Here is a 21,730-nt window from a genome sequence, read left to right as displayed (position 1 = left end):
TACAAACCATAGACAAACATATGAAATGTAGAGAAACATAGAGCACGTAGAACACAGCAGAGCAACGTGGAAAATGTAGAGTGGATCGACAACATAACCCGCACGATCATCCGTCCGGGTTATGTTGATCGCCCGTATTAGCTGTCTCGTGCTTCGTCGCGTTCTCGATTACGGCGCTCCCATGATTCTTGGTACACGCTGCGGCGGAATTGCAGGATAGGATCATCCGACAGCTCTATCCCTTGCGCAATCATCGTCGGGTCCATTACGAGATTATCCGGTTCCTCTGTCTGTCCGGTGATGGTCAGTTGACCGATGGCTATCCGTTGTCGCTGCTTGGGCCACACTACGGTTGGATCGTCGGTCGGATCATCTGGCGCTCCCAGTACGATGTACAGTGTGAACACTGCCGGGTGTTGGTGCAGCCGTTGCTCCATTTCCTGTTCCAGATAGTCGTCGTCTTGCTGACGCGCTTCATTTACAGATAGATGTTCTGCTCCTGCTTGCGGCTCCCATTCAAACCGTACTGGTTGTGCAGTCTGCTCCGCACGCGTCAGCAGATAGGCATGAATGCAATAATACGGCACGGTGGCATAACTGCGCGGTGGGCGTAGCTTTTCCAGATAGCGCAGACTGTCCTTTGCTTCGCCAAAATGCTGCGCCATCTCTGCCAGTACCTCTGTCCAGCTCGCTTGCCCTGCACGAACTTTGCGGGCAAACGTGATCATATCCATAAACGAAGCTGGCGTACGGGCAAAAAATACCGGAACCGTCACACCTACCAGACAGCTATATTGCCCATCTGGCAGCGCGAAACGGACAGCCATACCTTTGGCAGGTGATTGCAAATCGGCAAATACCGGATTCGTCGAGCTGCCAGAGAAGCGCACGATGGCTTCTGTCTCCATCTGCTGCAAATGCAGTGCGTCTGTCCATGCAGCAGCTTCGCCGTTTGCAGCGAACACGGCACGATAGCATTGCCCACTTGCATGCGCGCGGCGATAGCCCGGATGAATGCCGCTCAATTGCTCCAGCTCATCGACGGCACGCACGCTTAGCTGATCTCCGTGTCCGGTATGATGCGCATCAGCAAAGCGCGATTGTGACGGATCTACAGACTGATCGGTAGTGGAAGTTGTAGTGTGTTTGGATAAAGGAAGCTTCATGATAGAACACCTCGCTCGTATAAAGGGTGTATTGTACACCCATTACCCGAACGGGATATCCTTCAAGCCACTGGGTTTTCTCAAACCGATCCATTTTATCCTGCCATACACTCGGTAATGCAATCGGTAAGACAACCTGTAATGCAATCCGTAATATGCTCTACCGTGTAACGTGTAATATGCAGTACTCAGCCCGGATGCTCTCCGGTGAAATTCGTCACAAACGCGGATAGTCGTAGCATTTTCTCCATATCGACAGCAGAGACAGGCTTGCTAAACAGATAGCCCTGCATTTCGTGACAGTGAATTTGTTGTAACATCGTTGCCTGCTCATTACTCTCTACGCCTTCGGCAATGACATTCATATTCAGATTGCGCGCCAGATTCACAATCGAGCTGATGATGAGATGATTCGCCTGACTGCTGCCCAGACGGCTGGTGAATTCGCGGGCGATTTTCAACTTATCGACCGGGAAATTTTCCAGATAGGCGAGTGAGGAATAACCAGTCCCAAAATCGTCAATCGAGATGGACACACCGAGCTGCTTGAGTGCTTTTAGCTTGATGATCACATTGTTAATGTTGCTCATTGCCATCGACTCGGTAATTTCCAGATCGATATAGGCAGGATCAACGCCAGTTTGCTGCAAAATGCGAGCGACAGTGGCGATAAAGTGTTCTTGCTCAAACTGCTGGGCGGACAGATTGACACCGATTTTGATCAGATAGCCTTCGTCTTGCCAGCGTTTAGCTTGCATACATGCTTCGCGCAGCACCCACTCGCCAATCGGAATAATCAAGCCTGTCTCTTCCGCGACCGGGATAAAGTCGCCCGGCATGATCATACCCATCTCCGCATGTTTCCAACGAATCAATGCTTCTACACCGATCACTTTGCCCTGCGCCGCATCGATCTGCGGTTGATAGTGCAGCACGAGTTCATTGCGGTACAGTGCTTGACCGAGTTCTTTTTCGAGCATTAGCTTTTTGGAGTAGAGCTGATCGTTTTCGTTGTAGAAACGATAATGACCTTTGCCGTTCTGTTTTACTTGATACATAGCGATATCTGCTTTTTTCATCAGCGTTACGGCAGAATCGTCGTCGCCTGGATATACAGCAATCCCGATACTTGGCGTCGCCATAATCTCAAATCCGTTAATATAATGCGGTTCACTCATACTGTCCAGAATGCGCTGCGCTACCGTTGCCGCTTCATTCTCCTCACGCATATGCCGCAGAATCAAGGTGAATTCGTCGCCACCGAGACGAGCGATAATATCGTTCTCGCGCACACAACGCTGCAAACGCTGCGCTACTGAGCGGAGCAGATGATCACCGACGTCGTGACCGAGCGTATCGTTAATATTTTTGAACCGATCCAGATCGATAAACAGGATGGAGAAAATCTCATGCTGCGAGCGTGCACTGTTCACGGTATCGCTCAGCCAGTCTTCAAAGGCGGCACGGTTCATCAGCCCAGTTAACGGATCATGGTAGGCGAGGAATTTGATCTTTTCTTCATTCAAGCGGTTCTCGGTAATGTCCTTGGCAATGCTGTAGATGCCGACAATCTTGTCGTTCACCAGAATCGGAATATAGGTCATACGGACATGGAAGAATTCACCCATATGGCTGCAAATGGTCGTTTCGTAGATTTGCGGCTCGCCCTGCTTCACCTTCTCGATATAATCATACGCGATAGGCACTTGATCATCGGTAATAAACGAACATGCACGATAACCAATCAATTCCTGCTCGCTTAATCCGTACAGACGTACCGCTTCTGGATTAGCACTCTCGATTCGACCGTCCAGACTGAGCGAGACGATGGCGTCTGGGTGATATTCGACAATAGACTTGTAGCGATTTTCACTTGTTGCCAGTTCCTGCGTCTTATCATACAAGCTACGAACGAGCCGATGATTTTCCAGTAAAATAATAAGCTGACGTGCCAGCACGAGCAGAATAGCGATACCTGTTCCAATCGCCAGTACATACATACGATCTGGGCGCGTTGTCATGAACAAGAATAACGCTACGATACCGACATACGGCAACAGCAAGCGGGCAAAGTCAATTCGTGGTACATTGGCTTCACTCACAAGCGCGGGATCGCCGTTCTCTGTTTTGTGCAAAATACCTGCAAAGCCTACGAGCAGAAGACCAGCGATAAACAGCGGATCAGAGCGACTGCCAGAATAATACTCATCCATAGAGATCAGATACAGAAACAGTGTATCGCCGAATACCTGCACCAGCAGACCGAGTGTGATCATAATAATCACGCGATTGGATAGTGTGCGCTGAATGCTGAAATACAGACTGGCGGCTCCGGCAACCAGTCCTAGATCGGTAACGGCATACGCAACAGATAGCAGTGTCGTTGCCGACAGCTCGCCCGGTCCTTCCGCGCCAAACATAGAACGCAGCAGAAAGTGCCAGCTAAATGTGCACAGCACAGTCATGATGATCAGAATATCCAGTACTAGCCGAATCATGGGGAAGCCCTTTTTGTCATGGTTCAGCTTATAAAAAAAAGCCGCCATATAGAAGAACACTTGCAACATGTAGAATAAATCGGAGTAACCGGGAAAGGGGACGGCGACATGTTGGATGTTCTCATAATACATCCAGATCACTTCGGCGATCAGATAACATAAGCTGCCCAGCGAGATGAGCAACCAGAAGATACGATGTCGATCGCGGCTGTGCTTCCAGGTGTTGAATAACCAGCAAGTTGCGATGAACGATCCGCTGACGGACAGCATATTGCCGCCAAGCGTGCGGAGCAGGTCGTTATCGCTCCATACGTTGATCCAAACATAATAGAATATAGTAAACAGGACGATAAAGGACAGCAGTAACGGTTTCCAATTGTGAGCCTGTCTAGGCATGTGTAATCCCTCAAGTTTAAATTATTTTAGTTAATATTACCCAAAAAATAGCATCATATACCTATGTTTCGACATAAATTTTATAGGTCTAAAGATTCAATAGCTTAGGCAGTTAATAATACGCCATTTTGAATAGAATTGAAATACATAATCATGCAAATCCAACTTTTATTTTCAAAAAATTTTATTTTAGGGTTTTGACAGGATTTGCAGAGAGAGAAACGAAGAACGTGAACAGGCATTACATAACGATAAAAAGGCACAATGTTGACTACCCGAAATTACATGCTGTCATTATCATTCAAGGAGGCATACGATATGAATTCATCGTTTATTGCGGCAGGTTATGTTAGTGATCGGCATCTGCCGGTCATTGCGGAAAAGGAATTGCAGCGGCTAACTCATATGAATATTGCATTTGGTCATGTAAACGAAGCGCAGATTGTTACCCAGCATTTGCAGCATCTGAATGAACTGGAACGTATTCGCGCTGTGCATCCATCGTTGTCGATACTGCTGTCGGTGGGAGGATGGAGTGCTGGAGGGTTTTCCGAGGCGGCAGCGACGGCGGAGGGGAGACAGCGGATGGCAACGTCAGCGGTAGAAGCTGTAGTCACTCATAGTCTGGACGGTATTGATCTGGATTGGGAATATCCGAGCTATGGCGTAGCGGGGATCGCCTACAGTCAGGAAGACCGCCATAACTTTACGCTGCTGTTATCAGGTATACGGGTAGCGCTGGATCAGCAGGGCGCAGAGGATGGACGTCATTATTTGCTGACGATTGCGGCGGGCGCGGATCAGTATTATATCGACGGCACGGAGATGGAGCAGGTACAGCAATACGTCGATTTTGTACAGCTGATGACGTATGACATGAGAGGCGGCTTTCAAATATTGACCGGGCATCATACGAATCTGTATACGCCAGATGGCGATCTATTCCGCATCAGTGTGGATGCGTCAGTACAGCTATTTCAGCGAGCCGGTGTCCCAGCCCACAAAATTGTCATCGGAGCTGCCTTTTACTCGCGTCAATGGGAGCATGTGCCGGACATCAACCATGGTCTGCATCAGATGGCGGCGGGATCAGGCGGATATGGACCGGAATATACGGAATTGGTGGCGGAATATATCAACGTCAATGGATATGTGCGCTACTGGGATGAACAGGCGCAGGCACCGTATTTGTACAATGGTTCGACGTTCATTACGTACGATGATGAACAGTCGATTACAGCAAAATGCCAGTATATTGTAGATCATGGCTTGGCAGGTATGATGTTCTGGGAATACGGCTGCGATCAAACCCAGCGGTTGCTGCACGCGATGGCAGATGGACTATCTGAATCCCCTTCCTGAGCATGCAATCTAAATGCCATCCTGAAAATAAGCGAATATGCGATGAAAACCCTGATTTCCGCTTACAAAACTGTGGTATTTCACGATATGGGATTGTATAATCGAACAGAACATACCGCATGAACTGGTGCTTCCGGGGCATGAAGCGGATTATTTTACAGATGAAAGAGGGGCTGGGGATGGCAGGAAAAAACGGGCTATCCGTTAAAACAATTGTAGCGATCGGGATTGGTTCGGCATTGTTTGTCATTCTGGGACGCTTTGCTTCGATTCCAAGCTTTATCCCGGATACCAATATCGAGACGACGTATGCGCTGCTGGCGCTGTTCGCTCTATTGTACGGACCGTGGGCGGGGCTGCTGATCGGTCTGATCGGGCATACGCTCAAGGATGCGATCTTTTACGGCTCGCCGTGGTTTAGCTGGGTTATTGCTTCGGCAGTATTCGGTCTGATCGTCGGGTTGCTGACACGCCGCATCGGCATTGCGGATGGCGAATTCGGAACGCGCGAGATTATTACGTTTAACGTGTCGCAGTTGATCGCCAATATCGTCTCATGGCTGATCGTAGCACCGGTGCTGGATATTCTGATCTACTCCGAGCCAGCTAACAAAGTATTCGTGCAAGGTGTAGGCGCGATGGTCTCCAATACGGTGTCTGTTGCCATTATCGGCACACTGCTGGCGCTTGCTTATGCCAAAACAAGAACAAAACGTGGCAGTCTGACACGCGAATCATAAGAGAATGCTTGCACAGATCGTCGATTCAGGGTTGAATCCGGCGCTGTGCGGGTGTTACAGTAAGTTCAGGACCGGTGGGAGCCACCGGTCTTTTTTATTTCAATCTTTCATCATAATGATCACGATGACGACTTCATAATATAAGCTCATCTGACGATGTTGGTGATATGAGCTGTAACAGATATAGCGTTATTCCCGGTATGAAACCACATCACCGGTTATCGCAAGCCGGGAGGAAGGAAAGGCATGAGAAACCCTGTTATTGAGTTCGACCAGTTTAGCTTTCAATATCGTGCCCAGTCCGAACCGACGCTGCATGAGATCAATTTGACGATTTATGAAGGAGAAAAGGTGCTGATTGTTGGTCCTTCGGGTTCTGGCAAAAGTACCCTGTCCCACTGTATAAACGGGCTGATCCCTTTTCTATATGAAGGTGAGATTAGCGGCACGCTCAAGGTGAACGGACAGCTATCATCCGAGCTAGGCATTGCTGAGCTATCTGACCGTGTAGGCACCGTATTGCAAGACCCGGATGGGCAGTTTGTCGGGCTAACCGTTGCCGAAGATATTGCCTTCAAGCTGGAAAATGACGATGTGCCGCAGATTGAGATGATTCGTCGTGTCTACGACGCAGCGGAAACGGTAGAGTTTGCCGAGTTTCTAGACTATTCCCCGCATTCGCTATCCGGTGGGCAAAAGCAGAAAACAACGCTTGCTGGCGTCATGGTTAGCGACGCGGATATTTTGCTGTTCGACGAGCCGCTTGCGAGCCTTGATCCGCATACCGGTCAATTGACGGTAGAGCTGATTGACCGCATCCATCAAGATACTGGCAAAACGATCATCATCATTGAGCATCGATTGGAGGAAGTGCTGCATCGTCCCGTTGATCGCATCATTGTCGTCAACGAAGGACGAATCGCCGCCGATCTGCATCCGGCAGAGCTGCTCAGTAGTAACTTATTACGTGAAACGGGCATCCGTGAGCCACTGTACCTGAACGCACTGCGTTATGCAGGCGGTCAGATTGAACCGAATGTGCAGCCGCAGCATATTGACGAGCTGGTGCTCGACACATATATTGAACCACTGCGCCGCTGGTATGACAGCATTATCGCTGAACCGTCCCCGCTGTTAGAGACGGCAGCGCTCGAAGTGAAGCAGGTTTCTTTTGGTTATGACGTTAGTAATCCCATCTTGCACGATGTCTCATTCCGCATCGGCAAAGGCGAGATCGTCTGCATCGCTGGACGCAATGGAGCAGGCAAGTCGACCATTTCACGGCTGATCTGTGGCTTTTACAAACCGAATGCCGGACAGATTCTGTTGAACGGACGCGATCTACGAGGCGATACGATCAAGGAACGCGCCGATGTAATCGGCTTTGTGATGCAAAATCCGAACCATATGCTGTCCAAGCCGCTGTTGTACGACGAGGTAGCGCTTGGTCTACGCACACGCGGCGTGAGCGAAGAGGAGATCACCAAGCGTGTGCACGATGTACTCAAAGTGTGCGGATTGTACCCGTTTCGCAGCTGGCCTGTCTCTGCACTCAGTTATGGGCAAAAGAAACGCGTAACCATCGCGTCCATTCTCGTGTTACAGCCAGAGATTCTCATTCTGGATGAGCCAACTGCCGGACAGGATTTCCGCCATTACAACGAAATGATGCAATTTCTCCAGCAATTGAATGCACAGGGCATGACGATCATTATGATTACGCACGATATGCACCTGATGATGGAGTATGGACAACGCGCAATCATTATGGCAGACGGCAAAAAGATTGCTGACGATACACCAGCACGTATTTTGACCCAGCCTGAGATTGTGGCAGCGGCGCATCTGATGGAAACATCGCTGCACCGGTTATCCGTTCGCGCTGGCATCGGCAACCCGGCTGAATTTGTCGGTCGCTTTATCGCTTATGACAGGGGGCTACGTCCGTCATGAGTGCCAAAATGTTAACGTATACGAATCAGAATACGCCGATTCATCGACTAACCGGGGTAAGTAAGCTGATCTTCTTCGTCTTATGGGCGCTGACGGCGATGATTATTTATGATACTCGCTGTCTGCTGGCGATGTTCGTGATCGCGATTATCATCTTTGCGATGTCCAAGGTGCCATTTGCTACGTATTCGTTTGTGCTGTATCTGATCCTGATCTTTTTCGTGTTTAATCAGATTGCGATCTTCCTATTCTCGCCGCTGTATGGGGTAGAATTGTATGGAACAAGGCACGATATTGTGCATCTGTTCTGGCGGTATACACTGACGTGGGAGCAGTTATTTTACCAGTTCAATGTGGCGCTGAAGTATGCCGTCGTTGTGCCGATTGGACTGCTGTTCCTACTCGTGACCGATCCGAGCGAATTTGCTTCGTCGCTGAATAAGATTGGTATCAGCTACAAAGTATCATATGCCGTTGCGATCGCACTGCGTTACATTCCCGATATCCAGCAGGATTTTCAAAATATCTCCTTCTCCGCCCAAGCACGCGGCATCGACATCTCACGCAAGGAGAAGCTGGGGAAACGATTGAAAAATATCGTTTCTATCCTGCTGCCACTCATTCTGACTAGTGTGGAGCGGATTGAGAAGATCAGCACTGCGATGGAGCTAAGAGGCTTTGGTCGGAAGAAGAAACGCTCGTGGTACAAGGCACGTCCGTTCCGCAAGGGGGATTATGTCGCGCTGGGGTTGATCGTGGTCATTACGGTCGTGAGTTTTGTGGTGACGTTTGCGGATGGTTCGAGGTTTTATAATATTTTTAAATAAACCAGTGAGCAGCTGAAAGCGTGTGGGTAATAGATCGTCTTAGGTGATTCTATTCTTGCAAATTGTACAAACTGAACACTAGGTTAATATAAAAGTGGATAAAAAAAGACAGCCCCCTACATTCATTCGAGAGGGCTGTCTTTTTACTTTTAAAGCTTCGATATATATACATTATAGGCGCCAATGGTACACATATCTTCCCAGTTGCGTCCATCACCTTCTGTTCGCAAATAGACCCATGAGGACTTGCCAGTTTGGTAATTATTCACCTTTGCATTAACAATAGTCTGCTTGGAAACGAGACCCACTTCACCTTGTGAGCGGACTTCCAGATCATAATGCTTGGATTGTGCAAATACAGTTCCATAAATGGTGTTCACAATAGCATCTGCAATAACAGTTGATCCCAAAGCTGAAATAATGGATAATACAAGACCTGTTCCAGTAGCGACTCCGACCAGTGCGCCAACGATCACAGAAACAGCCGTACCTACGCTAAATTTAACTTGATATGTATCGCCATAAGTCGTATTAAAGGTACCGTACAAATATCCATATTGCCCAACACCTGAATTGTATGCACTTTTGAGCAACGGCATAGAGGATGCGCTCAATGCTTGGTTTTCGGATGAAATGGTAGGCGCAGAAGTATCTTCATCCAGCTGTGATGTATCAGTTGGTAGAACTTTTACATGATCATCCAGATCGTATTGTTGGATCGTCTGATTGTTTTGCATATAGTCGATCTTTTTACTATTTTTATCAATGACAGTCTTATCAATTTCTTCATTGTTTCGAGTGGTCTGCACAACGATATTATAACTATCTTCAGTAACAGTATAGACGGTATTCTGATCGGATTGATTCAATTCATACTGGGTGGTCTCTTTTCCACCAGCAGTATACGTATGGAGTAGCTTAAAATGTTGAGCATCCAAAGTTGTAGCATTGCTTGCTGCTTTGGAATGCGGTACAGCTAGAGTAAATAATACAATAGCAGACAGTAAGCAGCACATAAATCTTGTAAACGACGTTCTCATAGATAGACCTCCTTGCTAAACTATAAAATGCTAATAAGAGCTATAATCGGAGCCAACACAAGTAAAGCTGTTGCAAGAACAATTTGCCATATTACGATAGATTCGTTGACTTTTTGATGAGAAACTAGCATCCAAATGGATAGAAAAATGGCTCCAATATTTAAAGAAATGATGGATGTAAACACAGAACGACTTACATTACGCTCAACAAATAGACTTCCTTTTGAAATAAATAGAACAATTTCGATTGCAGAATACAATAGAAATGAGACAGCTAAAATTTTTTTCATCAATTTCACTTCTTTCGGTTAAATGTCTACGTTCCTCATCTGGATGTTAGCTTTTTGAATAAAATCGCCTCCCCAATGTATTATATGCTGGTTTTCAAAATACGATTTCTACCGTACCACATACATATGGAAAATTTAACCTTAGATTTCTCTTTTCTAAAATTCGAGAAGTAAGTCCTGAATACAAAGAATCAAAATCGTGCCAATATGATACTTTGTGAGTTTTACTAGGAGACCATATAGGCAGGAAAATAGAACGAAAAGCCGATAAGATCTCTCCTGCTCAGGAGTATCTTATCGGCTTAGTTTTATTCTGGTAGCTGGATAGCTCTAAATACTATGTGATTACATATTACGGCTGGCTGGACGCGGAATCTGGTTGGTGGTTGCCATTTGATTCAGGAACAGCAGCAGCTCTTCATTGAATTTTTCCATTTCATCGAACATCATCGCGTGACCACTGCTTTCAAACGGTACGACGCGCGCATCGGTGATGCTTTCGCTCAACAGTTGGGCGAACTGTGGATCACAAATTTTATCCTTCATACCTTGGAAAATAACGGTCGGAACATTTATGGCAGACAGGTCGCCGCGCAGATCTTCATCACGCAGTGCCATTGCCGCTTTGATCGTACCGTGGTGGGACGCTTGGTAGCATAACGTTTCGAGCCATACCATCATACCGGCTTTCGTTTTACTTTTCGTAAATTTCAGACCGAATTGACCGAGCATTTTTGGACGATCCTCATAGGTAGCTTCGATCAGGTCGGCAGTCAGATCATCCGCGTCCATCAGACCATAGTCAAAGTCTGGACGTTTGACGAATACCGGAGCTGCTGCACCCATCAGAGCGAGCTGTGCAATACCGTGTCCTTGGTGACGCGCCATATAACGAATCGCAACCGCGCCGCCCATGGAGAAGCCTGCCAATACCGCATTTTCGATACCTAGATCATCGATCACCGCGCGCAGATCGTCTGCCATCCGGTCGTAGGTGTAGCCTTCCCACGGCGCATCCGATTTACCAAAACCGCGGAAATCGATCCCAATACATCGATAGCCATCAAGCGGTAGTCTGGAAAATTGATACTCAAACATCAGATGATTCGCTGGCCAGCCATGCAGGAAAATAACCGGAATCCCTTCGCCAATATCTTGTACAAAAATCTTCACGCCGTCTTCTACTTGAACGTACTTACCCATGTGAATCGCCTCCATTTGTCATTTGGTTATTCGTGATGTATTCAATAGAACGACTGTAAGGTCGGATAATCCGCAGTTATAAATGGTACTGCTTTATCACGCTGGTAATACATTAAACACTTCAGTTTCTAAGCAAACCTAGCTAACTCTATTAAATTGTTGTGACATGATTCGATGACGCAATACTCGTCTACAAGTGTCTCCGGTTCCTTGGCTCCGTCTAGTTTTACCAGAGTCTGTCCCTTCATCCTATGGGAACCGCTGCATACATTCGTTTTCTTCCAAACGGATTATGTTCCATTCTAGTCATATAGCATCTAATCTAGGTACAACATTATTAGCAAATTCATTGGAAGCGTACATCCAGTGAAGCGAATCCGAATGATCGTATTCAGAAAGACAATCATCATTCATCGCATAGGTAACATACACAAACAAGTTCATAGGGGGTTAGGCAAATGAAATGGCAGGGTAGACGGGAAAGTGGGAATGTAGAGGATCGGCGCGGAATGGGTGGTAAAACGCTGGTCGGCGGCGGAATTGGCGGAGTGATTGTCATCGTCATCGTTCTGCTGCTTGGTGGGAATCCGGCGAGCTTGCTAGGCGGGATGGATTCAGGCACAGCGACGCAGACGGCGGGCAATTATCAAGGCACAGAGCAAGAGGAGCAGCTGGCGGACTTTGTATCGGTGGTACTGGCGGATACCGAGGATGTATGGGGCGATGTGTTTAAGCAGCAGGGACTAACGTATACCGATCCAACGTTAGTGATTTATAGTGGCAGCGTGCAATCTGCATGTGGTACGGCGAGTTCGGCAGTAGGTCCTTTTTATTGTCCGGGTGATCAGAAGCTGTATATCGATCTGAGCTTTTACGATGAATTGAAGCAGCAATTCCAAGCACCGGGCGATTTTGCGATGGCATATGTCGTTGCGCATGAAGTTGGTCACCATGTGCAGAACTTGCTAGGGACGATGGAGAAGATCGAGCCATATCGTCAGAAGCTGAGTGAAAAAGAATTTAACACGCATTACCAAGTGCGGCTTGAGTTACAGGCGGATTATTACGCTGGGGTCTGGGCGCACTACGAACAGGGCAAAAACCTGCTGGAGCAGGGCGATCTGGATGAAGCATTGACGGCTGCGAGTGCAGTTGGCGATGATACGATCCAGCAAAAAGCGCAGGGCTATGTAGTGCCAGACAGCTTTACGCACGGTACGTCCGAGCAGCGCAAGCGCTGGTTTAACAAAGGCTTTGAATCCGGTACGATTGCAGGTGGCGATACGTTCGGTGTGAGTGATAGTAATCTGTAAGCGAAGTCGGTATACTTGGTCAGCAACGAGCAACGAGCAACGAGCAACGAGCAACGAGCAACGAGCAACGAGCAACGAGCAACGAGCAACGAGCAACGAGCAACGAGCAACGAGCAACGAGCAACGAGCAACGACTGCTCCGGCGCGTTGTTCATCCAGTCGCAGCTAACTTCATGAACTTGGCGGTTCCGATTCATCTGCTGTTTACACAGTTCTGCTACGCTGAACTTGGGTGCGGCGGTGCATCTGGTATATGATAAAGAGAAAGCCCGCATCCCTACACAGAAAAGGGCATATTCGGCAAAATGATCAACCGAGGAGTGGAGTCATGAACAACATACGTCTCAAAAGCAGTTTGGATCGGGAAAGTCTGGATGACCGCCTGCAATACGAACCGGAAATTATGGAGTTATATTTGCGCCCGGATGATTTGCAGCAGGAGCAATTGATCCGCGAACGCATTCGCGAACTGAAAGGGCTGGGCATGGATGTGTATTTGCATCATCCGAGCCGTTACAATAGACGATTTCTCGATATTATGAGCACCGACGAAGAGATGTACCGCTACTACCGGGAATCGACGCGTCAGTTGGTGAACATTTGCGTGGAGGAAGGTAGCAAATGCGTCATTCACGCCAACTATTTGCACAGTGAGAATAATGAAATTTCGCGTGAGCGCAGCATTGCTCTGCGCGAAGAAATCGCCAAGCTGCTAGACAATGGCGGGCGCGAGGTGCTGTTGTGGGAGGATTCCACAGAGGGATTGTTCTGTTACGCCAATCCATATCTGATCGACGAGGTCATTATTCCGCTCAATCTGCCAGTCAATGTGGACGTAAGTCATACGTTTATTAGCTTCCGCGGCGATAATGCACAATTGCAGGAAGTGCTGGAGCGTACAGCGCCATATGCAGTGTATTATCACCTTGTAGACAGCATGGGGCAGTTTCACGATTCGCTGCCGCTTGGGCAAGGATTGATCGACTGGCAGATGGTGAAGCGACTGGTGCAGGGGAAAGCGTACATTTTTGAAATTAACTTGGAGGGCGGACATATTGATTGTACGCCGATGGTGGAAAGTGCGCGTTATTTTGACAGTTTGGAAGTGTAAATGATTGTACAAAATGAGAAGTAGGTATAAATAAAACTTTATTACGTGTTATAACTACGTTTATATGATATTATATTAACGAGATAGAGAGCATTCGGTGGAGCGATCGCGGTGCAGCCTTCGACGAGGAGGTGATGCCATGATCGCACTTGTTCTAATTGAATTTGTGGATGTATTGAAGGGAGTTGCTGCTTCTCTAAGTATTTTGCTTAGTGGACGTAAGCTCTGTAGAATCATTCGTCGTAAATTCAAAGACAAAAAAGAACCCACCGAATAAAGGTTGACAGCCTTCGGTGGGTTCTGCACATGAGAAGATTATTCAAGTGTGTTGCGCGCCGTGGTTTCCCCGGCTTTCTGTCCTATAACCCTGCCGTTGACGCGGCGGGGTTATTTCGTTATCGATGGATCGACAAGAACGCCGTCTAATCGATATTGTATGGTAACAGTATATACCCGAAAAGAATGAGATTCAACAGAAAACGGAAAAATAGCACGTAAAAAAGTTATATTCGCTTAATCAGAAAATACAATATTTCATAAAACATAAAAATAACGAAATCACGCATTATGACAAATAGTGCTGGCATTGCTCCATGTCGGTATGTAAGCGCCTCCCGTATAGTGAAGGTACATTCCACATTTCAAGGAGGCGATCCATCGTGAACAAGATTACGTTTATTGGAGCGGGAAGTACGGTATTTGTACGTAATGTGCTGGGTGATATTATGCTAACTCCGGCATTGCAGGGTTTTGAATTGGCACTATACGATATCGATCATCAGCGGCTGCAAGAATCGGAGACCCTGCTTCATGCCATGCAAACAACAGCAGGGAGCACTTGTGTCATTCGCTCGTATACTGACCGTCGTCAAGCATTATCTGGTGCCAAATACGTCATCAATGCAATTCAGGTTGGCGGATACGATCCATGTACGATTACCGATTTTGAAATTCCAAAAAAGTACGGGTTGCGCCAAACGATCGCAGATACGCTCGGCATTGGCGGTATTTTCCGTAATCTGCGCACGATTCCGGTTATGCTGGACATTGCGGCGGATATGCGGGACGTATGCCCGGATGCGTGGTTCCTCAATTATACCAATCCGATGGCGGTGCTGACGCAGGTGATGAATACAGCAGGCGGCATCAAGACGGTGGGCTTGTGTCATAGTGTACAGCAGTGTGTACCGGGGCTGTTCCGGTCGCTGGAGATGGATGATACCGGTGTGCAGGCGAAGATTGCCGGGATCAATCATATGGCGTGGTTGCTAGAAGTGACGCGCGATGGCGAAGATTTGTATCCTGAGATTAAGCGCCGTGCGGCAGTGAAGCAGCAGGAGAAGCATGAGGATATGGTGCGTTTTGAATTAATGCACCGATTTGGTTATTATGTGACCGAGTCGTCGGAGCATAATGCGGAATACCATCCGTATTTTATCAAGCAGCGTTACCCGGAGCTGATCGAACGCTTCAATATTCCGCTGGATGAATATCCGCGTCGCTGCGTGAATCAGATCAGAGAATGGGGCGAGGTGCGGGATGGTCTGATGCAGAGCGAGGCATTGGAGCATACGCGCAGTCTGGAATATGCTTCGTACATTCTGGAAGCGATGGAGACGAATATTCCATTCAAAATCGGTGGCAATGTGATGAATAACGGTCTGATTACCAATCTGCCGCAGGATGCATGTGTGGAAGTACCGTGTCTGGTGGACGCTTCCGGCATTCAGCCAGTGCATATCGGTGCGTTGCCGCCGCAGCTGGCAGCATTGAACCGCACCAATATTAACACCCAGCAGTTGACGATTGAAGCAGCACTAACAGGCAAACGAGAGCATGTATACCATGCGGCGCTACTTGATCCGCATACCGCAGCGGAATTGTCGATCGACGATATCGTATCGCTGTGCGATGATCTGATCGAAGCACATGGCGACTGGTTGCCGGTATTCCGCAACCACGATACATGGAAGATCCCACAGCCCGTTCATTTCACGACCAAATAAATCTTGTGCAAAGCAAGGCTATGTAGTAGCGTAGGGTACTTTACATGGAATCCATCTCATTGGCGAGATTGTGCAGATGAGACACGACGTATTCCTGATCCATCCAATAATATACTTCCTGTCCAATCTTCTCATAGCTGACAATATCCGCATCTTTTAGAATGCGTAGATGATGCGAGATGGCGGGACGGCTAACGTGAAAGTTAGAGGCAATCTCGCCTACATTCATTCTGCCTTTGCGTCCGAGCAGCGACAGGATGTGCAGACGTACCGGATCAGCCAGTCCGTTTAGAAAACGAGTCGTTTTGTTGCGATTTTGTGCGTTGAGATAGGAAGAGTTCATGGGCAATGTCTCCTAATGTAGAATCGTTGGCGAATGAGAGTGCACACTTGGGTTATACGTTATTACACGAAACAAGGGCTTGCTATGGATGAGGACATCATGCCGGATGATCTGATCATCGTGTGGAATGATGTGATCCTGATCAGGCGTATACATGTATTGTAAAGGAATTTCCAGCTATTTCAAAATATCTTCCAGCGTGCGCTCCAGTCTGCCGAATCGGAACATAAAGCCTTCTTTGACTAGCCGATTGGGCACGACCCAGCGGCTTTTCAAGATGAGTTCGGTTTCAGTGCGAATCATGGCTGCGCCCATTTCTAACATCCAGCGCGGAGCAGGCATGCCGATGAATTTGTGCATATTCTGGCGTAACAATGCCATCAGTTCGCCGTTAGTAACTGGGTTCGGTGCGGAGCAGTTGAAGATGCCGTCCAGCTGCTTGCGATCCCGTAGGAAAAGGATGATTCCCAGCAGATCCTCAACATGAATCCAGCTGAAGCGCTGTTTGCCTGAACCTTGCTTGCCACCAAGTCCGAAGCGTACGAGATTGCGATACGGCGTCATGACTCCGCCGCCCGGTCCTAGTACGATGGCGATACGTAGCGCAATCTGGCGAGTATGCGGCAATTTGAATTCGAAAAATGCCTGTTCCCACGCCTTCGCTACCTCAACGGAGAAGCCAGTGCCGATCTCGCCTGCCGTCTCGGTCATCGGACGATCTTCGGCATGGCGGTAAATGGTTGCCGTGCTGGAGTTGAACCAGAGCGGTGGTGGGGAGTAACAGCTCTGCATCGCATGACCAAGCGCACGCGTCGTTTCTAAGCGGGAATTCATAATCTCGCGTTTGTTCTTCTCATTGTATCGACAATTGACCGATTTGCCTGCCAGATTGATTACCATCTGCGCCCCGTCCAGCGCACGGACGATGCCTGGCTGATCGTGCCACGACACATGACCCGGACGACGCGAGATGATAATTACTTCGTAACCCATATCAAGAAAGCGCTTTTCAAAATACTGACCGATAAATCCTGTGCCGCCAGCAAGCACGACTTTGTTGCTCATGGTACCAGCTCATTTCCTAAGGATTGGTGAAATCTGATCGCAAAGCGTACACTTGTCGTCTATAGGGAACTCAATAATGGAACTCGGCAAAGGATGAAATACCCAATAGCATAGGATGCACACGATAAACCGATTGGACAGTAACATAACAGCCATCTTACTTATTTATAAACCATTCCCAATGCCATGATTGAAATATTTGTAAAAACACAACGCAAGAAGCAGATGCGTTCTCGTTCAAATGGCACAGGCTATGTTATCATCAGTACCCATTCGCCGACTGCTATAGGGGTTGGATGTTCTTGACAGTCGGAAGGATGGTGTGTAGAGTAGGAGGCAGTCAAACAGACTGCGTTGTCTTCTGCTGTGCCTGTGATCACCGACACGGCTATGACACGCAGTTTCATAATCGAAAGACCACTAGGGGAGCCATATACTGGCTGAGACGGGATTGTCCCGGACCCTTGGAACCTGATCTAGTTCGTACTAGCGTAGGAAAGTGGAGACCGTGCAGGGATCAATTTGATGATGCCGTTTATACTGCCGCTCCATAGGGGGCGGCTTTTTTGCGTATATGCATATACAGGTCTGCGACAATCCATTTTCCGGTCAGAAGGTGCTTTCACACATTTCAGACAGGGGAGAGATGAATGATGAGTTTTTCACAGGAGCTTCGTCAGGCGGCGAATCCGATTTTTGAGGCGATTTTTGATCATACATTTGTGCGCGGGATTGCGAACGGGACATTGCAGCCGGAGCAGTTAGCGCATTATGTGAAGCAGGATTTTGAATATTTAAATGCGTTTATGCGCATTTACGGAACGGCGATTGCCAAGTGTGAGCGGCGCGAGGATATGGCGGTATTTAACGAGCAGATCTCGTTTGTGCTACATAGCGAGATTCATCCGCATAACAATTTTTGCAAGGTAGCGGGTGTGAAGTATGAGGATTTGCAAGGATATCCGCTCGCTCCAGCGGCGCATCATTATATTCGCCATATGCTGACGGCTGCGCAGGAGGGCGATCTGGGTGATATTTTGGCGGTGCTACTGCCTTGTCCGTGGACGTATTGGGAGATTGGTGCACGACTATGGGAGGAAGTGAAGCCGGATGAGAATCATCCGTTTTACGAATGGATTGACTTCTATGGCAATCGGACGGATAGCATTACTGCGCGCTTCTGTGAGCGGCTGGATGAGCTGGCAGAGCAGAGCACACCAGCTCATCGTGAGCGGATGAAGCAACATTTTATTCTGAGCTGTCAGTTTGAGTATATGTTCTGGGATATGGCGTATACGCTTCAGGATTGGCCCGTATCGCTGGAGGTGGCACACGTATGAGCTGGAATTGGAAAATGAAAGAGGTTGTGCTCACCGTTATTTTATCCGTTGCCTGTGGAGTGATCTATCTTGGCTGGTCAACGCTGTGGATTCCGATCTCAGCGATTGTCGGTCCGGTCGGAGCAGGCTTTATGTTCGGCATCTGGGTAATCGCTAGCCCGATTGTTGCGTATATTATTCGCAAACCAGGCGCAGCGCTGATCGCTGAGGTAGCAGCAGCGGCAGTGGAGATGTTGACAGGCAGTCATTTTGGATTGTCAGCGTTGTTGATCGGCGTATTCCAAGGGCTGGGGGCGGAGATCGCCTTTGCCATCTTTGGTTATCGCACATTCAATGTGTGGACGATGATGCTGTCCGGCGCACTGGCAGCGGTCGGCAGTATGGTATATAGCGTAATCGCCAATGGGTTCGGCTATTACACAACGACGATGTTCCTGCTGACGCTAGGCATTCAGGTGGTCAGTGGTATCGTGCTTGGCGGTTTACTTGCCAAAGGGGTCGTTGAGGCACTCGGTCGTACTGGCGTGCTGGACTCGTACGAGATGATGAAATCGCGCCGCAGAAAAGGAAATGCTCATGGCATCGCATCCTGATGATCAAGCGTCGTATGTTGGTTGCCGGGACATGTCGGTACGCTTTTACAATCGGGAGCAGCCGGTGCTGCATAAGCTGAATGTAGAGATTCAGCAGGGGGAAAAGGTGCTTATTCTCGGACCGAGCGGTGGTGGCAAATCCACACTGTTATCTGTGCTGGCAGGTATTATTCCGGAGCATCAGGAAGCAGAGCTATCCGGCGACGTATTTCGCCAGCCAGCCTGTGGCGTAATGTTTCAGGACCCGGATTCGCAATTTTGCATGCTGCGGGTAGATGAGGAGATTGCGTTTAGTTTGGAAAATCGTTCCGTGCCGCGTACCGAGATGGATCACATCATCGACGAGGTGATGCAGCGTGTCGGTCTGCATGTGGATCGCCAGACACACATCGAGACGCTGTCCGGTGGCATGAAGCAGCGGCTGGCACTTGCCTGTTTGTTGGCGCTGGAACCGGAGGTGCTATTCTTCGACGAGCCGACCGCCCAGCTTGATCCTGCCAGTCGGCGCGATATCTTCGCTCTACTGGAACGGTTAGGGCGGGAGAAGCGGCATACGATGATCGTGGTGGAGCATGTGCTGGATGGTTGTGTGGAATGGATGGATCGGGTGATCTTACTGGATGCACACGGTCAACTGATCGCCGATGGCGCACCTGCGCAGATGATTACGAAGTATCGGACACAGATGGAAGCAGCGGGGATCTGGCTACCGCGTCTGTTTCCATACCGCTGGGAAGACGTTTGCTCCAATCCCGCCCATCCGCTGGCGCTAGAACTGACGAAGCAGCTGGAATCCAGAATAAGCAGCCTTGATTCGCACCCAACGAAGCGATCCAGCGATGTTCCACTCTTAAAGCTACCGCAAACCGACGTGACAGCAACGATTGTGCAAACTGATAGACTGAACATCGGCTACAGTCGCCGTACGGTCATGAAAGAGCTGAATGTGAGCTGTCAGCAAGGGGAGTGGATCGCGATCGTCGGTGCCAATGGTAGCGGCAAAAGCACCTTTCTCAAAAGTCTGCTGCGACTGGAGCCAGCATTATCCGGCAAGATTTTATTTCAAGGCAAAGAGCTACGCAAATGGCATGATCGCGACTTATACGATGAAGCGGGCTTTGTTTTTCAAAATCCTGAGCTGCAATTCGTGACCGATACGGTGTATGACGAGATCGCCTTTGGCGGCAGACAGCGCGGCTGGGATGAGGTACAAGTGGAGCAGAAGACGATAGAGCTGCTGCGTGAGTTTGGACTGGAAGCGTATGCGGATGAGCATCCCTTTACACTCAGTCTGGGGCAAAAGCGGCGGTTGAGCGTGGCGACCATGCTGCTGTTTGACCAGAAGCTGTTGCTGCTGGATGAACCGACATTCGGTCAGGATGCACGTACAGCGGCAGAACTGATCTACCGTCTGCAAGAACGACAGCGGCAGGGCACGACGATTGTAATGGTTACCCATGATATGGAGCTGGTTGATGATTATGCTGACCGGGTGTTGCTGTTCTCTGCTGGCAAGATCGCCTATGATGGAGCGCCAGCTGGACTATTTCTGAATGAGCAGTTGCTGCGCGATAGCAGCATCATCCCGCCGCTGTGTTATCAGCTGCATGCGGAGCGGAAGGAGCGGCATGTCATATGAAAAGTAACGGTTCATGGCTGTCCACGCTTAATCCGTCGTGCAAGCTGATCGTGCATCTGCTAGTCATGTTCGCGCTGATGGGCATCAAGGACCCGGTGTTGACGCTAGTGTTATGGCTGTTGGCGGTAGTGACCGGTGTGACGCTGGGCGGCTGGACACCGTCGTATCTGCTGCGCCGACTGGTGCCGTATTTGCTGTTCTTCATGCTGGTGTTCTGGATGCTGGCGGCGTTTGGTAAAGGGGAGCAGGTGTTGTGGCAGTGGGCGTGGTTTCGGGTGAGTGAGGAGAGTCTGCGCAACGGTCTGCTGATCGGGCTACGGATGCTGGGCTTTGTCACCTATGGATTACTGTTCACTTCTACTACGGATCTCAATCGACTGATGATGAGTCTTGTTCATCAATGCAGACTGTCGCCCAAATGGGCGTATGGGATGCTGGCAGGATTTCGCTTTATCCCGCTGTTTCAGAGTGAATTAAAACAGATGAAGGCGGCGCACCGGATTCGTGGGTATCGTCAGCGCAACAGTGGCAAAGCCTTTATGCGCTATGCACTGCCCTTATTCACGCAAGGGGTACGCAAATCGGAACGAATCGCGATTGCAATGGAAGCGCGTGGATTCACTGGTACGCGGGAGCGCACGTATTATGTACAACCAATACTGGCAAAAAGGGACTATGCGTACGCGCTCATCCTACTCACACTTATCATGGTGCTGATTGTAGCGCTATAGCGGTACATCCGACAGTGAATGTACGCACCAAATGAAATATATACACGCAAACACAAACAGGCAAACACGAAACGGTGATGTACTTCCCGCTTCGGTTTGCCTGTTTGGTTGTGT

The 21,730-nt window shown here is 48.8% G+C and carries 20 protein-coding genes and 1 riboswitch; of the genes, 13 read left to right on the top strand and 7 right to left on the bottom strand.

The window, feature by feature from the left end; genetic code table 11:
• Positions 1 to 137: 137 nt before the first annotated feature.
• Both ACDE64_RS23035 and ACDE64_RS23030 read right to left on the bottom strand, forming a co-directional pair.
• Positions 138 to 1,166, bottom strand: coding sequence for a catalase family peroxidase (locus ACDE64_RS23035; protein ID WP_411348455.1), 1,029 nt, complete (start codon positions 1,164 to 1,166; stop codon positions 138 to 140).
• A 188-nt stretch (positions 1,167 to 1,354) separates the two neighbouring features.
• Positions 1,355 to 4,060, bottom strand: a complete 2,706-nt coding sequence (locus ACDE64_RS23030; protein ID WP_411348454.1) for a DUF4084 domain-containing protein — start codon at positions 4,058 to 4,060, stop codon at positions 1,355 to 1,357.
• A 318-nt stretch (positions 4,061 to 4,378) separates the two neighbouring features.
• On the opposite strand from ACDE64_RS23030, the gene ACDE64_RS23025 reads away from it, so the two are divergent.
• From ACDE64_RS23025 to ACDE64_RS23010, 4 genes are all read left to right on the top strand, one after another.
• Positions 4,379 to 5,422, top strand: a complete 1,044-nt coding sequence (locus ACDE64_RS23025; protein ID WP_411344374.1) for a glycoside hydrolase family 18 protein — start codon at positions 4,379 to 4,381, stop codon at positions 5,420 to 5,422.
• Positions 5,423 to 5,601: 179 nt separating this feature from the next.
• Positions 5,602 to 6,162, top strand: a complete 561-nt coding sequence (locus tag ACDE64_RS23020; RefSeq protein ID WP_411344373.1) for an ECF-type riboflavin transporter substrate-binding protein — start codon at positions 5,602 to 5,604, stop codon at positions 6,160 to 6,162.
• 246 nt (positions 6,163 to 6,408) lie between these two features.
• Complete coding sequence (locus ACDE64_RS23015) at positions 6,409 to 8,115, top strand: ABC transporter ATP-binding protein (RefSeq protein ID WP_411348453.1); 1,707 nt, start codon at positions 6,409 to 6,411, stop codon at positions 8,113 to 8,115.
• Complete coding sequence (locus ACDE64_RS23010) at positions 8,112 to 8,942, top strand: energy-coupling factor transporter transmembrane component T family protein (protein WP_411348452.1); 831 nt, start codon at positions 8,112 to 8,114, stop codon at positions 8,940 to 8,942. Before ACDE64_RS23015 ends, ACDE64_RS23010 begins: the two co-directional genes overlap by 4 nt.
• 149 nt (positions 8,943 to 9,091) lie before the next feature.
• Here ACDE64_RS23010 and ACDE64_RS23005 read toward each other — a convergent pair whose 3' ends face one another.
• The 3 genes from ACDE64_RS23005 to ACDE64_RS22995 all read right to left on the bottom strand — a co-directional run bounded on the left by ACDE64_RS23005 (position 9,092) and on the right by ACDE64_RS22995 (position 11,475).
• Complete coding sequence (locus tag ACDE64_RS23005) at positions 9,092 to 9,982, bottom strand: hypothetical protein (RefSeq protein ID WP_411348451.1); 891 nt, start codon at positions 9,980 to 9,982, stop codon at positions 9,092 to 9,094.
• Positions 9,983 to 10,002: 20 nt separating this feature from the next.
• A complete protein-coding gene (locus ACDE64_RS23000) occupies positions 10,003 to 10,272 on the bottom strand; it encodes a hypothetical protein (protein WP_411348450.1) in 270 nt (89 codons plus the stop codon).
• Between the two features lie 345 nt (positions 10,273 to 10,617).
• On the bottom strand, positions 10,618 to 11,475 hold the full coding sequence (locus ACDE64_RS22995) for an alpha/beta fold hydrolase (protein ID WP_411344370.1): 858 nt from the start codon (positions 11,473 to 11,475) through the stop codon (positions 10,618 to 10,620).
• Between the two features lie 458 nt (positions 11,476 to 11,933).
• Here ACDE64_RS22995 and ACDE64_RS22990 point away from each other — a divergent pair, with 458 nt between their 5' ends.
• From ACDE64_RS22990 to ACDE64_RS22970, 5 genes are all read left to right on the top strand, one after another.
• Positions 11,934 to 12,788: a neutral zinc metallopeptidase gene (locus tag ACDE64_RS22990; protein ID WP_411348449.1), complete on the top strand. Its 855-nt coding sequence runs from the start codon at positions 11,934 to 11,936 to the stop codon at positions 12,786 to 12,788.
• Between the two features lie 15 nt (positions 12,789 to 12,803).
• Positions 12,804 to 12,965, top strand: a complete 162-nt coding sequence (locus ACDE64_RS22985; protein ID WP_411348448.1) for a hypothetical protein — start codon at positions 12,804 to 12,806, stop codon at positions 12,963 to 12,965.
• Positions 12,966 to 13,116: 151 nt separating this feature from the next.
• Positions 13,117 to 13,899, top strand: coding sequence for a TIM barrel protein (locus tag ACDE64_RS22980; protein WP_411344368.1), 783 nt, complete (start codon positions 13,117 to 13,119; stop codon positions 13,897 to 13,899).
• A 139-nt stretch (positions 13,900 to 14,038) separates the two neighbouring features.
• Entirely contained in the window at positions 14,039 to 14,176 is a 138-nt protein-coding gene (locus ACDE64_RS22975) for a hypothetical protein (RefSeq protein WP_411348447.1), read from the top strand.
• A gap of 382 nt (positions 14,177 to 14,558) precedes the next feature.
• Complete coding sequence (locus ACDE64_RS22970; protein ID WP_411348446.1) at positions 14,559 to 15,905, top strand: alpha-glucosidase/alpha-galactosidase; 1,347 nt, start codon at positions 14,559 to 14,561, stop codon at positions 15,903 to 15,905.
• A gap of 40 nt (positions 15,906 to 15,945) precedes the next feature.
• Here ACDE64_RS22970 and ACDE64_RS22965 read toward each other — a convergent pair whose 3' ends face one another.
• Both ACDE64_RS22965 and ACDE64_RS22960 read right to left on the bottom strand, forming a co-directional pair.
• Positions 15,946 to 16,248, bottom strand: coding sequence for a metalloregulator ArsR/SmtB family transcription factor (locus tag ACDE64_RS22965; RefSeq protein WP_411344365.1), 303 nt, complete (start codon positions 16,246 to 16,248; stop codon positions 15,946 to 15,948).
• 177 nt (positions 16,249 to 16,425) lie between these two features.
• Positions 16,426 to 17,313 carry a TIGR01777 family oxidoreductase gene (locus tag ACDE64_RS22960; RefSeq protein ID WP_411344364.1) on the bottom strand — a complete coding sequence of 296 codons (888 nt, stop codon included), beginning with the start codon at positions 17,311 to 17,313 and terminating at the stop codon, positions 16,426 to 16,428.
• A 412-nt stretch (positions 17,314 to 17,725) separates the two neighbouring features.
• A riboswitch (TPP riboswitch) is annotated at positions 17,726 to 17,828 on the top strand.
• Between the two features lie 138 nt (positions 17,829 to 17,966).
• On the opposite strand from ACDE64_RS22960, the gene tenA reads away from it, so the two are divergent.
• From tenA to ACDE64_RS22940, 4 genes are read left to right on the top strand one after another with little or no spacing between them, the layout of a single operon-like run.
• Positions 17,967 to 18,653 carry a thiaminase II gene (tenA, locus tag ACDE64_RS22955; protein ID WP_411350380.1) on the top strand — a complete coding sequence of 229 codons (687 nt, stop codon included), beginning with the start codon at positions 17,967 to 17,969 and terminating at the stop codon, positions 18,651 to 18,653.
• The gene (locus tag ACDE64_RS22950; RefSeq protein ID WP_411344363.1) at positions 18,650 to 19,246 is read left to right on the top strand and encodes an ECF transporter S component; all 597 of its coding nucleotides are present in this window, start codon (positions 18,650 to 18,652) and stop codon (positions 19,244 to 19,246) included. Before tenA ends, ACDE64_RS22950 begins: the two co-directional genes overlap by 4 nt.
• Positions 19,230 to 20,885 carry an ABC transporter ATP-binding protein gene (locus ACDE64_RS22945; protein WP_411348445.1) on the top strand — a complete coding sequence of 552 codons (1,656 nt, stop codon included), beginning with the start codon at positions 19,230 to 19,232 and terminating at the stop codon, positions 20,883 to 20,885. The genes ACDE64_RS22950 and ACDE64_RS22945 overlap by 17 nt, the downstream gene beginning before the upstream one ends.
• Positions 20,882 to 21,616 (top strand): energy-coupling factor transporter transmembrane component T family protein, encoded by a 735-nt coding sequence (locus ACDE64_RS22940; protein ID WP_411348444.1) that lies wholly within the window; start codon positions 20,882 to 20,884, stop codon positions 21,614 to 21,616. Before ACDE64_RS22945 ends, ACDE64_RS22940 begins: the two co-directional genes overlap by 4 nt.
• The last annotated feature ends 114 nt before the right edge of the window (positions 21,617 to 21,730 follow it).

Source organism: Paenibacillus sp. WLX2291, assembly GCF_046603665.1.
In the GTDB taxonomy this organism is placed as follows: domain Bacteria; phylum Bacillota; class Bacilli; order Paenibacillales; family Paenibacillaceae; genus Saccharibacillus.
This window is presented reverse-complemented; position numbering and strand designations above follow the sequence as displayed.

Bases quoted from the DNA above. Each gene is read 5' to 3' on its own strand.
- ACDE64_RS22980 (WP_411344368.1), top strand. From the start codon at position 13,117: ATGAACAACATACGTCTCAAAAGCAGTTTGGATCGGGAAAGTCTGGAT.
- ACDE64_RS22975 (WP_411348447.1), top strand. From the start codon at position 14,039: ATGATCGCACTTGTTCTAATTGAATTTGTGGATGTATTGAAGGGAGTT.
- ACDE64_RS23010 (WP_411348452.1), top strand. From the start codon at position 8,112: ATGAGTGCCAAAATGTTAACGTATACGAATCAGAATACGCCGATTCAT.
- ACDE64_RS23015 (WP_411348453.1), top strand. From the start codon at position 6,409: ATGAGAAACCCTGTTATTGAGTTCGACCAGTTTAGCTTTCAATATCGT.
- ACDE64_RS22990 (WP_411348449.1), top strand. From the start codon at position 11,934: ATGAAATGGCAGGGTAGACGGGAAAGTGGGAATGTAGAGGATCGGCGC.
- ACDE64_RS23020 (WP_411344373.1), top strand. From the start codon at position 5,602: ATGGCAGGAAAAAACGGGCTATCCGTTAAAACAATTGTAGCGATCGGG.
- tenA (WP_411350380.1), top strand. From the start codon at position 17,967: ATGAGTTTTTCACAGGAGCTTCGTCAGGCGGCGAATCCGATTTTTGAG.
- ACDE64_RS23030 (WP_411348454.1), bottom strand. From the start codon at position 4,060: ATGCCTAGACAGGCTCACAATTGGAAACCGTTACTGCTGTCCTTTATC.
- ACDE64_RS22960 (WP_411344364.1), bottom strand. From the start codon at position 17,313: ATGAGCAACAAAGTCGTGCTTGCTGGCGGCACAGGATTTATCGGTCAG.
- ACDE64_RS22995 (WP_411344370.1), bottom strand. From the start codon at position 11,475: ATGGGTAAGTACGTTCAAGTAGAAGACGGCGTGAAGATTTTTGTACAA.
- ACDE64_RS23000 (WP_411348450.1), bottom strand. From the start codon at position 10,272: ATGAAAAAAATTTTAGCTGTCTCATTTCTATTGTATTCTGCAATCGAA.
- ACDE64_RS23005 (WP_411348451.1), bottom strand. From the start codon at position 9,982: ATGAGAACGTCGTTTACAAGATTTATGTGCTGCTTACTGTCTGCTATT.
- ACDE64_RS22945 (WP_411348445.1), top strand. From the start codon at position 19,230: ATGGCATCGCATCCTGATGATCAAGCGTCGTATGTTGGTTGCCGGGAC.
- ACDE64_RS22950 (WP_411344363.1), top strand. From the start codon at position 18,650: ATGAGCTGGAATTGGAAAATGAAAGAGGTTGTGCTCACCGTTATTTTA.
- ACDE64_RS23035 (WP_411348455.1), bottom strand. From the start codon at position 1,166: ATGAAGCTTCCTTTATCCAAACACACTACAACTTCCACTACCGATCAG.
- ACDE64_RS23025 (WP_411344374.1), top strand. From the start codon at position 4,379: ATGAATTCATCGTTTATTGCGGCAGGTTATGTTAGTGATCGGCATCTG.
- ACDE64_RS22940 (WP_411348444.1), top strand. From the start codon at position 20,882: ATGAAAAGTAACGGTTCATGGCTGTCCACGCTTAATCCGTCGTGCAAG.
- ACDE64_RS22965 (WP_411344365.1), bottom strand. From the start codon at position 16,248: ATGAACTCTTCCTATCTCAACGCACAAAATCGCAACAAAACGACTCGT.